At 52.3% G+C, this 12,138-nt stretch carries 12 protein-coding genes; 8 read left to right on the top strand and 4 right to left on the bottom strand.

The genetic code is table 11. The features are described from left to right. Window positions 1-55 precede the first annotated feature (55 nt). Complete coding sequence (locus tag NDI45_RS07385; protein ID WP_348246906.1) at window positions 56-847, top strand: pantothenate kinase; 792 nt, start codon at window positions 56-58, stop codon at window positions 845-847. A 64-nt stretch (window positions 848-911) separates the two neighbouring features. Here NDI45_RS07385 and NDI45_RS07380 read toward each other — a convergent pair whose 3' ends face one another. The 3 genes from NDI45_RS07380 to NDI45_RS07370 all read right to left on the bottom strand — a co-directional run bounded on the left by NDI45_RS07380 (window position 912) and on the right by NDI45_RS07370 (window position 4,329). Beyond that, the gene (locus NDI45_RS07380; RefSeq protein WP_348246905.1) at window positions 912-1,934 is read right to left on the bottom strand and encodes a long-chain acyl-[acyl-carrier-protein] reductase; all 1,023 of its coding nucleotides are present in this window, start codon (window positions 1,932-1,934) and stop codon (window positions 912-914) included. 217 nt (window positions 1,935-2,151) lie between these two features. Then, window positions 2,152-3,909: an ABC transporter ATP-binding protein gene (locus NDI45_RS07375; RefSeq protein ID WP_348246904.1), complete on the bottom strand. Its 1,758-nt coding sequence runs from the start codon at window positions 3,907-3,909 to the stop codon at window positions 2,152-2,154. A gap of 30 nt (window positions 3,910-3,939) precedes the next feature. Continuing rightward, window positions 3,940-4,329 carry a hypothetical protein gene (locus NDI45_RS07370; protein ID WP_348246903.1) on the bottom strand — a complete coding sequence of 130 codons (390 nt, stop codon included), beginning with the start codon at window positions 4,327-4,329 and terminating at the stop codon, window positions 3,940-3,942. A gap of 131 nt (window positions 4,330-4,460) precedes the next feature. Here NDI45_RS07370 and radC point away from each other — a divergent pair, with 131 nt between their 5' ends. The 6 genes from radC to NDI45_RS07340 all read left to right on the top strand — a co-directional run bounded on the left by radC (window position 4,461) and on the right by NDI45_RS07340 (window position 9,529). Further along, complete coding sequence (gene radC, locus NDI45_RS07365; RefSeq protein WP_348246902.1) at window positions 4,461-5,192, top strand: DNA repair protein RadC; 732 nt, start codon at window positions 4,461-4,463, stop codon at window positions 5,190-5,192. Between the two features lie 204 nt (window positions 5,193-5,396). Next, the gene (locus NDI45_RS07360) at window positions 5,397-5,765 is read left to right on the top strand and encodes an STAS domain-containing protein (protein WP_348247020.1); all 369 of its coding nucleotides are present in this window, start codon (window positions 5,397-5,399) and stop codon (window positions 5,763-5,765) included. Next, window positions 5,765-6,130: an STAS domain-containing protein gene (locus NDI45_RS07355; RefSeq protein ID WP_190794267.1), complete on the top strand. Its 366-nt coding sequence runs from the start codon at window positions 5,765-5,767 to the stop codon at window positions 6,128-6,130. The genes NDI45_RS07360 and NDI45_RS07355 overlap by 1 nt, the downstream gene beginning before the upstream one ends. 94 nt (window positions 6,131-6,224) lie before the next feature. Continuing rightward, a complete protein-coding gene (locus tag NDI45_RS07350; RefSeq protein WP_199296821.1) occupies window positions 6,225-6,653 on the top strand; it encodes a ribonuclease III domain-containing protein in 429 nt (142 codons plus the stop codon). A gap of 1,603 nt (window positions 6,654-8,256) precedes the next feature. Then, complete coding sequence (rlmB, locus tag NDI45_RS07345) at window positions 8,257-9,141, top strand: 23S rRNA (guanosine(2251)-2'-O)-methyltransferase RlmB (protein ID WP_347277924.1); 885 nt, start codon at window positions 8,257-8,259, stop codon at window positions 9,139-9,141. 103 nt (window positions 9,142-9,244) lie between these two features. Beyond that, window positions 9,245-9,529: a DUF1816 domain-containing protein gene (locus tag NDI45_RS07340; protein WP_190794265.1), complete on the top strand. Its 285-nt coding sequence runs from the start codon at window positions 9,245-9,247 to the stop codon at window positions 9,527-9,529. 56 nt (window positions 9,530-9,585) lie between these two features. Here the strand turns inward: NDI45_RS07340 and NDI45_RS07335 are convergent, their stop codons facing one another. Continuing rightward, window positions 9,586-10,443, bottom strand: coding sequence for an alpha/beta hydrolase (locus NDI45_RS07335; RefSeq protein WP_348246901.1), 858 nt, complete (start codon window positions 10,441-10,443; stop codon window positions 9,586-9,588). 241 nt (window positions 10,444-10,684) lie between these two features. Here NDI45_RS07335 and gatA point away from each other — a divergent pair, with 241 nt between their 5' ends. After that, window positions 10,685-12,130 carry an Asp-tRNA(Asn)/Glu-tRNA(Gln) amidotransferase subunit GatA gene (gene gatA / locus NDI45_RS07330; RefSeq protein ID WP_190794263.1) on the top strand — a complete coding sequence of 482 codons (1,446 nt, stop codon included), beginning with the start codon at window positions 10,685-10,687 and terminating at the stop codon, window positions 12,128-12,130. Window positions 12,131-12,138 lie beyond the last annotated feature (8 nt).

The following is a 12,138-nucleotide window of genomic DNA, read 5'->3' as shown; positions in this document are numbered from 1 at the left end:
AACCCAGAAGAGGAACGCTATATTGAGTATGGGATGTGAACCCTGTAAAAATCCTGTGAGGATACTTAAGAATTCAGAATTCGATCGATTCACTCCCCTCGAATGGATTGCCCTGGCGATCGGGAATTCGCGATTACACTGGGCTTGGTTTCAAAAGGGAGAGCTGATCGCTGCCTGGGATACTGCTCATCCTGCCCCGGAACTTGCCCCGCTAGCATTTTTCCATCAAAACTCCGATTTGCCTGCGGATGCGGCTTTCGCTGACCTTCCGATCTATATTGCTTCGGTCGTTCCTGCCCAAACTGCCTTCTGGCAAACCTGCCCCCAAGCCCAACTGCTGACGCTGGAGCAAATTCCGCTGCGGGGGCTTTACCCGACGCTGGGGATCGATCGCGCCCTTGCCCTCTGGGGAGCTGTCGATCGTAACAAACTGCCTGCTCTGGTGATCGATGCTGGAACTGCTCTAACTTTTACGGGAGCAAATGCTCAGCAGGAATTCATCGGGGGCGCAATTCTACCCGGGCTGACGCTGCAAAGACGATCGCTTTCTGACCAGACTGCTGCCTTGCCCCTGATTCAACCCAGCAAAAATTTACCGCCGCGCTGGGCAATAACGACTACGGAGGCAATTGGAAGCGGCATTTTCTACACTGTGCTGTCAGGAATTAAGGATTTTATTTCAAACTGGGAGCAGGAATTTGGTCAAGGCGCAATCGTCCTGACTGGCGGCGATGCTCCTTCATTAATGCATGGACTGAGGGCACAACATCCGGAATTAGCACAAAAAATCACGACCGACCCGCATCTGCTCTTTAGAGGAATGCAGGCGATCGTGGAGCAGGGTTAGTTTTCAGACGATTATTTCAGCGGGGAAGCTGCTTCGCATCGATCGGGCAGCTGAGCGTAATCAATTAAGCTGGCAAAAGTGGACGGAATCCGTGCTTCACCGATACTTGACCGATCAGATCCATTTTCTCGAGCGTAATCTGATTGCGTCCCCAGGAGAAGTTGGTGTGCAGCTTCTCAAACTCCAGCAGCATCGATTCTGCAAAGCAGGCAAACAACTGACGCGCTGGAACGTCCATATTCACGATCCGCATGATCCGCCAGTCGATGTCGAGCGAATGCTCCACAATGCCGCCATTCAGCACATAAACACCCGGATGCTGAATCTTAGTTCCCAAATTCTTGGGATAGCCGCCGTCTATTAGCAAACAGGGCTGTTTTAGCGTGGTCGGATCGATCTCCACACCCTTTGGCATACTGGCAACCCAGACAATAATGTCTGCCTGAGGCAGTGCTTCTTCCAGGCTCAAAATTTTGCCGCGCCCCAGCTCTTCCTGGAGTGCCTGAAGCCGTTCCTGGTTACGAGCGATCAGCAGCAGTTCTGCAGCATCGGTACGGGCATCAAGCCAGCGGCAAACCGCACTGCCAATGTCTCCCGTTGCTCCGCAGACCGCTACGGTTGCCTTTGATAAGTCAATACCAAGCTGACGGGCTGCCTGCTCCACCTGACGACAAATAATGTAAGCCGTGTGGGTATTGCCCGTAGTAAATCGTTCAAACTCTAGCTTGACGTTTCGCACCTGGGAAATTTGCTGCAAGTTGAAATTCTCAAAGATAATCGAAGAGAATCCACCCAGCGCAGTGATATTGATGCCGTGTTTTTGGGCGTGCGCCATCGCATTAATAATTTTGCGGGTCGCTGCCTTGATCCGGCGCGTTGCTAGCATTTCCGGCAGAAAACAGGATTCGACGTAGCGACCTTCAATTTGCTGTCCAGTGGCACTGGTCACTTTGATGGTATCTACGATTTGGGGCGGTGCGCTGCACCAAAAGTCTAAACCCTGGTCGGCATATTCGGGATAGCCCAGGTCTCTTGCAACCAGTTGGGCGTGTTCTAAGCTTGTCAGATGACCAATTAATCCAAACATGGACAGCAGCGAGCCTATGTCTCGAATGGCAAGGAGGACAGTGAACAGGAGTGTTGTTAAACACCCTTCAAAATACTACACAATCTGGGGTAATCGAAATAAATCTTTAGAAGGATCGCTTCTGGTTTAATCGGGGTTACGCTCCTGTTCCAGGATACACGGTTCACTAACAGTACTGGGTTGCCGACTCTCCCATAAACTGGGCAGAACTCAATTGCTATTCAGAGAAAATTGCTTTTGTTGGGCTGACCTGTGGATTCCCCGGTGGGTTTGCCTGGGACAAGCGAGATAGAAGCGGTGCAGCAGACAGCAGCGTTTTCGTGTAGGGATGCTGAGGATTGGCAAACAGGGCATCCGTTTTACCCAGCTCGACGATTTTGCCCGCATTCATCACTGCAATGCGATCGCACAAAAACCGTGCCACCCAGAGATCGTGCGTAATAAACAGGTAGGTCAGGTCAAATTCCTGCTTTAGCTCCAGCATCAAGTCCAGCACCTGCGCCTGCACGCTCGCATCCAGCATACTCACAGGCTCATCGCAGATCAGAAGTTTCGGTCGTGTAATCAGGGCACGGGCGATCGCGACACGCTGCTGCTGTCCGCCAGAGAGGTCTTTAGGATAGTGGTGGTAAAAGTCGATCGCCGGAGTTAGACCGACGCGTTCCAGCATTTTTTCCGCTTCGGCTTTTGCGGCTTCGGGTGTTGCCAGTTTGTGGATCAGCAGGGGATCGGAAATGCTTGCTCCTACCGTCATCAACGGATTGAGACAGGCGTGAGGATCCTGAAACACCATTTGCATCTGTCGTCGCTGCTGCTGAAGTGCCTGAGGGGAAAGCGCGGTTAAATTTTGCCCTAAAAACTCTACCCTGCCGTGCGTGGGACGAATAAGCTGCAAAATGGTGCGCGACAGGGTACTTTTACCGCAGCCCGACTCTCCCACCAATCCCAGAATTTCCCCCGGAAACAGGTCGAGCGTGACGCCGTCTACTGCTCGAATCGTCTTGTCTTCTGGTTGCTTTGCAATGCTCCCCAGGGGGAATTGCCCAAAAATCCGCGCCATAAAATTCTGCTCTAGCGTATAGTGCTGCCTTAGATCGTCAAGCCTAAGCAGAGGTTGAGTTGTTTGGGGACGGTTTGGGATAGGCTCTGACTGATCCCGACCCGCCTGGAGGTGCAGGGCAGACTGAAGCAGCGATCGGCTGTAGGGGTGCTGGGGCTGAGTCAGAACCGTATGGGATTTTCCCGTTTCGACCAGCTTGCCCTGATACATGACCGCAATGCGATCGCAATATTCGCCCACCATTGCCAGGTCGTGAGAAATCAGCAGCAAACCCATGTCGCGTTCTTTGCAAAGGCGGGTTAGCTCCTGCAAAATCTGGGCAGACACGGTGACATCCAGGCTTGTTGTTGGTTCATCTGCCACGATCAGCTTCGGGTCGAGCAGCAGTGCCAGCGCGATCGCCACCCGTTGCCGCATCCCGCCGCTAAACTCATGGGGATACTGCAACCAGCGATTTGCCGGAATTTTGACTGCTTCCAGCGTTGCCATTGCCCGATCCTTGGTTTGCTGGCGCGACAGGTGGGGCTGATGGGCGCGGAGGGTTTCCAGACAGTGATCGCCGATCGTCATCAGCGGATCAAGCCGGGTCATTGGGTCTTGAAACACCAGCGCAACTGCTTCACCCCGAAACTGCCGCAGTTCTTCCGGCGAAAAGTCGAAAACCGATCGCCCCTCATACAAAACTTTTCCTTCGATTTGTGTCCCTAGCGGAAGCAGCCGCATTGCTGCCCGTCCCAGGGTTGATTTACCGCAGCCCGACTCTCCCACTAACCCGACCCGTTCCCCGCGCTCTAGTGCCAGCGATACCCCGTCAACTGCCCAGCGCAGTTCCTGAGCGTGAGTTAGATTTCCCTGCCGTTGCGGATAGGCAACCCGAAAGTTATCGATGTAAAAAAGCGATGTTATGGAGGACATGGGGGAGGGGTGAGAAGGAATTGGGTGAAGCTAGTTTAGATCAAGGTCGAAGACTGTTTTCAGGTGATTGTGAACATCTGTGATGAACTGCTGACGCTGCTCGTAGCGATCGGTCTTTACAGGCTTGCGGTCTGGATCGAGCATCCAGCCATAGTCACTGCTGAGGCGAATCTTACCCTGCCAGTCGGCGATCGACAACACAAGCTGGGGCGCGGGGCTATTGTCGTAATCCTGCACCCGAAACACATAGTTAAAGTTGTTCTGCTTGGCAGCAGCCACCGTCGAAGGTTGACCAAACTTGTCTTTAAGGCGCGATCGAACCTGCTCTACGCGATCGGGATTGCCCACTTCTTCCAGGGTTTTGACGGCAAGGGTAAGGGCAAAGTAGAACTCTTCAACGGGGACGAATTCGAGGCGCATGGTCTTTTGACAGGGCTGTTTTATGCAACATGAGTTTATCACTTTGGGGGAGGGGGTAAGGGGGCCAATGCTTTTGCCCGGAGGATTGCGGGATAACTAGGCTGAAGAAGGAAGCTTGAGGAAGAACGACGATGACCTATAGCTTGCGGGTGGCAGATTTGCCCACGAGTGAGCGACCGCGTGAACGCTTGATAACCTATGGTGCAAAGAGTTTGTCTACGGCGGAACTGCTAGCGATTCTGCTGGGGACGGGGCAGGGGGCGGGGAAGCTGTCGGCGGTGGGACTGGGGCAGTATATTTTGCAGAAGCTTGGCGAACACCAGCGCGATCCGATCGTTGTTTTGCGAGATGTTACGGTTAATGAGCTGACGCAGATTCCCGGGATCGGTGAGGCAAAGGCAACAAGCATCCTGGCGGCGATCGAGTTGGGAAAGCGCGTTCTTACGTCTCGTCCACCAGAAGGTACGGTCATTGATGATCCCGCTGTTGCCGCTACGGTTCTCAGCCATGACCTGATGTGGCAGGCACAGGAGCGGTTTGCCATTTTGCTGCTTGACGTTAAGCATCGTCTGCTGGGAACCCAAATTATCAGCATTGGCACGGCAACTGAAACGCTGGCACATCCACGCGATATTTTCCGGGAAATTATTCGACAGGGAGCAATTCGGGCGATCGTCGCTCACAATCATCCCTCAGGCAACGTTCAGCCCAGTTCCGAAGACATTCACCTGACACGACAGTTGCTTCAGGCAGGGCAGCTTCTTGGGATTCCACTGTTGGATCACCTGATTCTGGGCAGCGGCAACCACGCAAGTTTGCGGCAAACAACCTCGCTCTGGCAGGAATTTCCGCAGGGAGATTAGCGAGTTTTCCGTACAGCAGCGCGGAATGAATTCGCTATACTACTTTGAAGTAAGTTATTTGAATAAATCACCGGCTCAAGCTGATTGCACAAGTCGGTAAAGAATTAAGGAAACGGAGTTGCTGATCAACTACGCTTGACTTATACTTAACGCTCGAACTGTTTAGAATTTGTCGCTGAGTACACACCGACTGAGGAGGCTACTATTCCTGACGCACTTACCCTAACCGTTAGTCTCCGAGGCACACGCGAAGTTAGAGACAACTGCCAACTCTTTCGCCTTGCAGGGCTGCTAGATGCTTTCTCTGAGCCGACCTTCCGCAAGGTGCTAGAAAAGTATGTGGAAGAAAGTCCCAAAAACTTTGTCCTTGACCTCTCCCAGATTGACTTTATTGATAGTTCAGGGCTGGGAGCACTGGTTCAGCTTGTCAAGAAAGTGCAGAATAGCGGAGGCACACTGCAAATCGTGACCAACCCCCGCGTCACGCAGACCGTTAAACTGGTTCGCCTAGAACAGTTCCTCTCGCTTCAACCTTCGGTAGACATTGCGCTCGAAAATTTGAAAAAGAGCTAATGCCGGGCTTTGATAAGGTTTCCCCGCTGAGAATTGATCGCGAAATCGGGCAGCATTGCCAGATCTTCCGTCTTAGCGGGATATTCGATGTCTTCTCTGTGCCAACCTTTTGTAGAGTGCTGGAAAAGTCTGTGGAGGAGAATCCCAGAAATTCTATCCTCGACTTTACCGATGTTGACCTGATCGATAGTTCATCATTCGGTGTGCTAGTTGACCTGTGTAAGAAGATTCAAAAGAACGGAGGTACGCTACAGATCGTGGGCAGTCCTCGCGTTGCACGGGTCATTCAATGCCTTCGTCTGGAACAGTTCCTTTCCCTTCAGCCTTCGGTGGACGCTGCGCTCAGAAATCTAGAAAAAAGCTAAAGCTGCGTTTCAGTGAGGCAGGTTGCTCGTGGAGTTTGATGAGGACGGTAGCCGTGAAAAGATTTTTGAAGAAGATTTATTGAGCATCGATCGATTGTTCAGCGTCTTTCTATCCTCGACGGACGTTGAGCAGCTTAAACGCCAGAAGATACAGCGGCTCTCGCCTGCGGCTCTGGCATATTTGGGCGATGCGGTGTACGAGCTTTATATTCGCACTTATTACTTAATGCCACCTCAACGGCTGCAAGCGTATCATAAAGAGGTAGTAGCTCAGGTGCGGGCAGAAGCTCAGGCACAATATCTGCAAATGCTTCAGCCCTATCTGACGCAGGCAGAGCAAGACGTAGTTCGGCGCGGTCGTAATGCGGCGCATCGGGTGCCAAAACGGCTCGCTCCAGAAATCTATCAGCAGGCAACCAGTTTAGAAACGCTTCTGGGATATCTCTATGTCACCGACCCGCCCCGTCTGGCTCAGCTTTTCGCCTATCTTCAGCCTTTGCTTCAGCCGTCCACTGAGCCGTAACGCTTAACCCAATCAATTCCCCTATTGCCTGGCTCTCGATCGCCTGATCCCCTTTCGGGACCTGCGAAGCAACCGAATGCTGCTGTCAGCTCTTTAGCCTTGCTCCTAATTTCTATCCCGCAATTTCTGTCAGGCTCCTTGTGATGCTGGCTTGCCGACAGAAGCATTTTGCACTCGACCCTGTATTGCTTACCCTTGCTCATACTTAAGGAATCGGATTGCCATGCCCGCCAAACGACCCACCCGCACTTCTCGCCCTGATCGCTCCGATCGCCGATCGGGTAGCTTTCAACGAGACAACGATAAACCTTCTCAGGGCAAGCCTAGAGAAAACCGCTACAAATCGAAACCCTCTAAGCCCTATCAAGACAGCCCTCGCAGCAAATCCTCGTTCGATTACCCCAAAGGGGGAACTGCTTCGCCTCGCGACGATGGTCGCACAGGAGACCGCCCTAATCGAGGAACGGGTTCTGATTACTCCTCTGGGGCACCGCGAAGCAACCGATTTCGCGACAATACTGATAAGCCCTATCGGGAAAGAACTGACAGCCGGAGTGAAAGACCTTATCGGGAAAGAACTGACAGCCGAAGTGAAAGACCCTATCGGGAAAGAACTGACAGCTGGAGCGAAAAACCTTACCGGGAAAGAACCGAAGGTCAAGGCGAAAGACCCTACCGCGAAAGACCCGATAGCCGGAGTGAAAGACCTTATCGGGAAAGAACTGACAGCCGCAGCGAAAGACCCTACCGCGAAAGACCCGATAGCCGGAGTGAAAGACCTTATCGGGAAAGAACTGACAGCCGCAGCGAAAGACCCTATCGGGAAAGACCCGACAGTCGGGGTGAAAGACCGTTTCGAGGACAATCTGATAGCCGACCGGAGAAATGGTCAGACCGCCGTTCTGAAAAGCCCTATCGCGATCGGGAAGACCGTCCAAACTCGCGATCAGATAAACCTTTCCGGGAAAGAAACGGCAGCCGAACCGACAAGCCCTACCGGGAGCGATCGTCTTATCGGGGAAGCGCGGAGCAATCGGATTTTCGATCAGACAGCCATTTTCGCGATGGTTCACGAAAAGATTATCAAAACAGTTCTAAACCTACTCGTGGCAAAGGTAAGCCTGTTTCGCCAGTGCCTTCAGTGAAGCGTATTAAATCTGCACCTGAAGAAATCTTTGCGTTTGAAGAGTTTGAATCTCCTGAATTTGAATTACAAGAGTTTGAGTCACCCGCTGCCCTGCCCAATGAAGTGGAGGTTGCGCCTATTAGACGACGCAGCTCTTATCAGGAGAGTCCGTTAACTGAGGGATTAGAGGGATTATTAGAGCAATCATCAAATGAAGATGAACTAATTGCACCTGAACCAATCGCACCTGAATCAATCGAGAGCGTCGAAGTTGCTGCGGATGAAATCGAAGTCGATGCAGACAACGATGATCTCAGCCAGGATCATTTGCATGAAGACGATCTCAGCCAGGATCAGCCGGACGAAGATGAGATCAACGAAGATAATCCGACTGAAATTGTCGCGATCGAGGCAGCACCCATTGCTTCACAGTTCTCGGAAGGGAGCGTTGAGCGTTCATCAAAACCACCGCTTCGGATTAAATCTGTTGTGCCAGATCGCCGAAGGATTGCTTCAGTTGCTTCGCAGTTCCTGAAAGGAGGAATCGCAGCCAAACCAGTGGCTGGCGATACTGAAATCAATCCTGATCTAATCTATGGTCGTCATAGTGTTCTTGCAGCCTTAGAAAACCAGCGTCCTTTGAATCGTATCTGGACGACCGATCGCCTACGGTACGATCCCCGCTTTCATTCGCTGATTCTAGAGGCAAAAGCCAACGGAACAGTCATTGACGAGGTGGAGTTCCGCCGTCTGGATCAAATCACAGGGGGAGCAACACATCAGGGCATTGTGGCTCAGGTTGCCCCTTATGATTATCTGGATTTACAGGATTTGATCGATCGAGCTAAGGCTGCTTCTGAGCAACCCGTTCTGCTCGCTGCCGATGGGATTACTGATCCCCACAATCTGGGCGCGATTATTCGGACGGCAGAAGCACTAGGCGCACACGGACTTCTGATTCCTCAGAGGCGAGCGGTAGGCGTCACTTCGACAGTTGCAAAAGTGGCAGCAGGTGCGTTAGAGTCCCTGCCTGTAGCACGAGTTACTAATCTCAGTCGTGCCCTGGAGCAGCTCAAAGAATCTGGATTCTGGATTTATGGCACAGCAGCAAATGCGGCTCAGCCTGTGGATACGGTGAAGTTTACTGGAGCGATCGTGCTGGTCATTGGTTCAGAAGGCGACGGATTGAGTCTATTGACACAACGCTGTTGCGATGAGCTGGTGAGCATTCCGCTTCAGGGCGTAACCCCTAGCCTGAATGCGTCGGTTGCAGCGGGAATGGTGATGTATGAACTGTTCCGTCAGCGGCGATCGCAAACGCTGCACCTGGAGGGTCTGTCAAAAGGAACTTTGCAAAGATAGGGCTGAAGCAGTATAAAACAAGAGGGGCATAGCTTGAAACCGTCGTCAAGATTCTAAAGGCTGCTCTGTACGTTTGTCATTTCTGGAACATAAGTAGGAGCTTATGAACGAATTGCTGGTTAATGTACTTGAGGTGCTGGGTTTAGCCTGGTGGGTCGAGGTCGTCACAGAAACGCCGAACTGCACGTACTATTTTGGTCCTTTTGCCACTGCTAAAGATGCCAAATTAGCGGAACCTGGTTACATCGAAGACTTACAGCAGGAAGGCGCAAGCGGGATTAAAGCAGTGGTGAAACGCTGCAAACCTGTCAGGCTGACCGTGTTCGACGAGGAAAAAGAAATGAAGCCCTGGAAAAACTTGTTCCCGGTGCTGAGCAGCTCACTTTAAGTAAATAGGGGATGTCTCTCAAGCGAAGCGTAACGCTAGCTTTGTAGAACGATCGACTATTCACTGTATGCCTCTGGTATTGCAATGCGAGTCACTCCTGGATGTTGAAGTAGCCATCGATCGATATCGGCGATCACCTGCCCCGGAATTTCCCAGGGAAACAAGTGCGCCGTTTCGGGATAGCAGCAGACTTCACAGTCCGGGAGTTTTGCCGCAGTTTCCAGACTGGACTGGATTGAAATGTGGCGATCGGCTTCTCCTGCTAGCATCAGAGCCGGACACTGAATTTGGTTGAGTTCTTCCAGTCGGTTATAGTGGCGACGCAGGGCTTGATTGAGCGCATTTTGGGCAGCGCGTGAGGTTTTGAGATAGGCGGGAAAGGCTTCGTCTGCTAAGTGTTGATAGGCAACGGCATTGTGCTGCTGGATCAGGTAGCGATAGAGCGATCGTTTGCCAAAGGTGTCAATATTCCACCGCCAGCCAGGATTCAGCTTATTAACGATCGAAGCTACCCCGGTGTAGAAATTGTCCTGCCAGGTGACAGGGGGATGATCGCTCCAGGGACGGGCAGCTGTGCCAACCAGAATTAAACCACTCACGCGCTCTGGAAACTTTAGAGCAAGCTCCATTGCCAGAATTCCACCTAGCGACCAGCCCAACACCAGAAAGCGATCGATCTGCAGGCGATCGAGCAGCATTTCCAGATCCAGCAGATGATCGGTCATGTCGAACAATTCACGGGTCTGGCTATTGCCGTAGCCACGCAAATCGGGAGCGATCGTCCAGTATCGCTGCGACAAATAATTGGTGAACACAGACATACAGTCTCCCGACCCTGGATGCCCATGCAGGCAAAGAATCGGGAATCCCTGTCCTTGCAGGTAGACAGAGAGAGGGTAGGGATTGGAGGGCATAGGGGTGAAGGGGTGGATTTGATGGAGGGCGTGTCTGTTAAAGCTGCTTGTATTAGGAAGTTCTGATGGCGATCGTATCTTTCTGGCTGCTTTTTCAACAGGATTTCTATTGGATTAACACTGTTGGATCAACACCGCCTAAAATCGCGCTTGATTTTTGCTGCGGACTGCCACATCCCCCCATTTGGCGATAAAGTGGTGTTTTGGAAGTTTTGTATCGGCTGAAATTCGAGGGCATTGCATGGCATCCATTCGTGAGTTGCACGACCAGCTCGTTAACAAAGAACGCTCTGCGGTTGAACTGACGCAGGCAGCACTCGATCGCATTCAGGCATTAGAGCCAAAGCTGCATAGCTTTTTGAGCGTGACGGGCGATCGAGCGATCGAGCAGGCAAAACAGGTGGATGCCAAAATTGCCGCCGGTGAGGAAATTGGCTTGCTAGCAGGGATTCCGATCGGCATTAAAGACAACCTTTGCACAAAGGGCATTCGCACGACCTGCGGTTCTAAGATTTTGCAGAATTTCGTGCCGCCCTACGAGTCTACTGTGACGCAAAAGCTGAACGAGGCAGGCGCAGTTATGGTAGGCAAAACGAATATGGACGAGTTCGCAATGGGCAGCTCGACCGAAAGTTCTGCTTATCAGCTCACAGCGAATCCCTGGGATCTGGAGCGAGTTCCGGGCGGCTCATCGGGGGGGTCGGCGGCGGCAGTGGCAGCAGAGGAATGCGTGGTTGCCCTTGGCTCAGATACGGGGGGATCGATTCGTCAGCCTGCTTCGTTCTGTGGTGTGGTGGGTATGAAGCCGACCTATGGGCGCGTTTCTCGATATGGATTGGTTGCCTATGCCTCCTCGCTCGATCAGATTGGCCCATTTGGGCGATCGGTTGAGGATGCCGCAATTTTGCTGAAAGAAATTGCCGGATACGACCCGCACGACTCTACCAGTCTTAATGTGCCTGTGCCGAATTATGTGGCGAGCTTGAAGACCGATCGCAAGTTTCGCATCGGCATTATCAAAGAAACCTTTGGCGAGGGACTTGATCCCGTCGTGGGCAATGCGGTGAATCAGGCAGTGGAGCAAATGAAAGCTCTGGGCGCAGAAGTCAAAGAAATTTCCTGTCCGCAGTTTCGCTACGGGTTGCCAACTTATTACATTATTGCGCCTTCGGAAGCGTCGGCAAACCTGGCACGCTATGACGGGGTGAAGTATGGCTACCGCACCGATCATCCTGATAACCTGATGACGATGTACACCCAGACCCGCGCTCAGGGATTTGGCGCAGAAGTGAAACGCCGAATTATGATCGGCACTTATGCGCTGTCGGCAGGCTACTACGATGCCTATTACCTGAAGGCGCAAAAAGTGCGAACGCTGATCAAGCAAGACTTCGAGCGAGCGTTTGGACAGGTCGATGTGCTGGTGTGCCCTACTGCGCCGACCACTGCGGTTAAAGCCGGAGAAAAGACCGAAGACCCGATCAGTATGTATCTGCTCGACCTGATGACGATCCCCGTAAACCTGGCGGGACTGCCTGCCCTCAGTTTGCCCTGTGGCTTCGACGGTCAGGGAATGCCGATCGGCTTACAAATGATTGGAAACGTGCTGCAAGAAGAGACTTTGCTGCAAGCGGCTTATGCCTATGAGCAGGCGACGGAGTGGCATTTGCGATCGCCCCAGCTTTAAAGCGGATT

This window comes from Leptolyngbya sp. GB1-A1 (assembly GCF_039962475.1).
Classification (GTDB): domain Bacteria; phylum Cyanobacteriota; class Cyanobacteriia; order Elainellales; family Elainellaceae; genus Leptolyngbya_A.
This window is presented reverse-complemented; position numbering and strand designations above follow the sequence as displayed.

What these genes read in the sequence shown, in the direction of transcription:
- NDI45_RS07375 (WP_348246904.1), bottom strand. Translation starts at nt 3,909, where the DNA reads ATGTCCTCCATAACATCGCTTTTTTACATCGATAACTTTCGGGTTGCC.
- NDI45_RS07370 (WP_348246903.1), bottom strand. Translation starts at nt 4,329, where the DNA reads ATGCGCCTCGAATTCGTCCCCGTTGAAGAGTTCTACTTTGCCCTTACC.
- NDI45_RS07355 (WP_190794267.1), top strand. Translation starts at nt 5,765, where the DNA reads ATGCCGGGCTTTGATAAGGTTTCCCCGCTGAGAATTGATCGCGAAATC.
- radC (WP_348246902.1), top strand. Translation starts at nt 4,461, where the DNA reads ATGACCTATAGCTTGCGGGTGGCAGATTTGCCCACGAGTGAGCGACCG.
- NDI45_RS07380 (WP_348246905.1), bottom strand. Translation starts at nt 1,934, where the DNA reads ATGTTTGGATTAATTGGTCATCTGACAAGCTTAGAACACGCCCAACTG.
- NDI45_RS07340 (WP_190794265.1), top strand. Translation starts at nt 9,245, where the DNA reads ATGAACGAATTGCTGGTTAATGTACTTGAGGTGCTGGGTTTAGCCTGG.
- gatA (WP_190794263.1), top strand. Translation starts at nt 10,685, where the DNA reads ATGGCATCCATTCGTGAGTTGCACGACCAGCTCGTTAACAAAGAACGC.
- NDI45_RS07335 (WP_348246901.1), bottom strand. Translation starts at nt 10,443, where the DNA reads ATGCCCTCCAATCCCTACCCTCTCTCTGTCTACCTGCAAGGACAGGGA.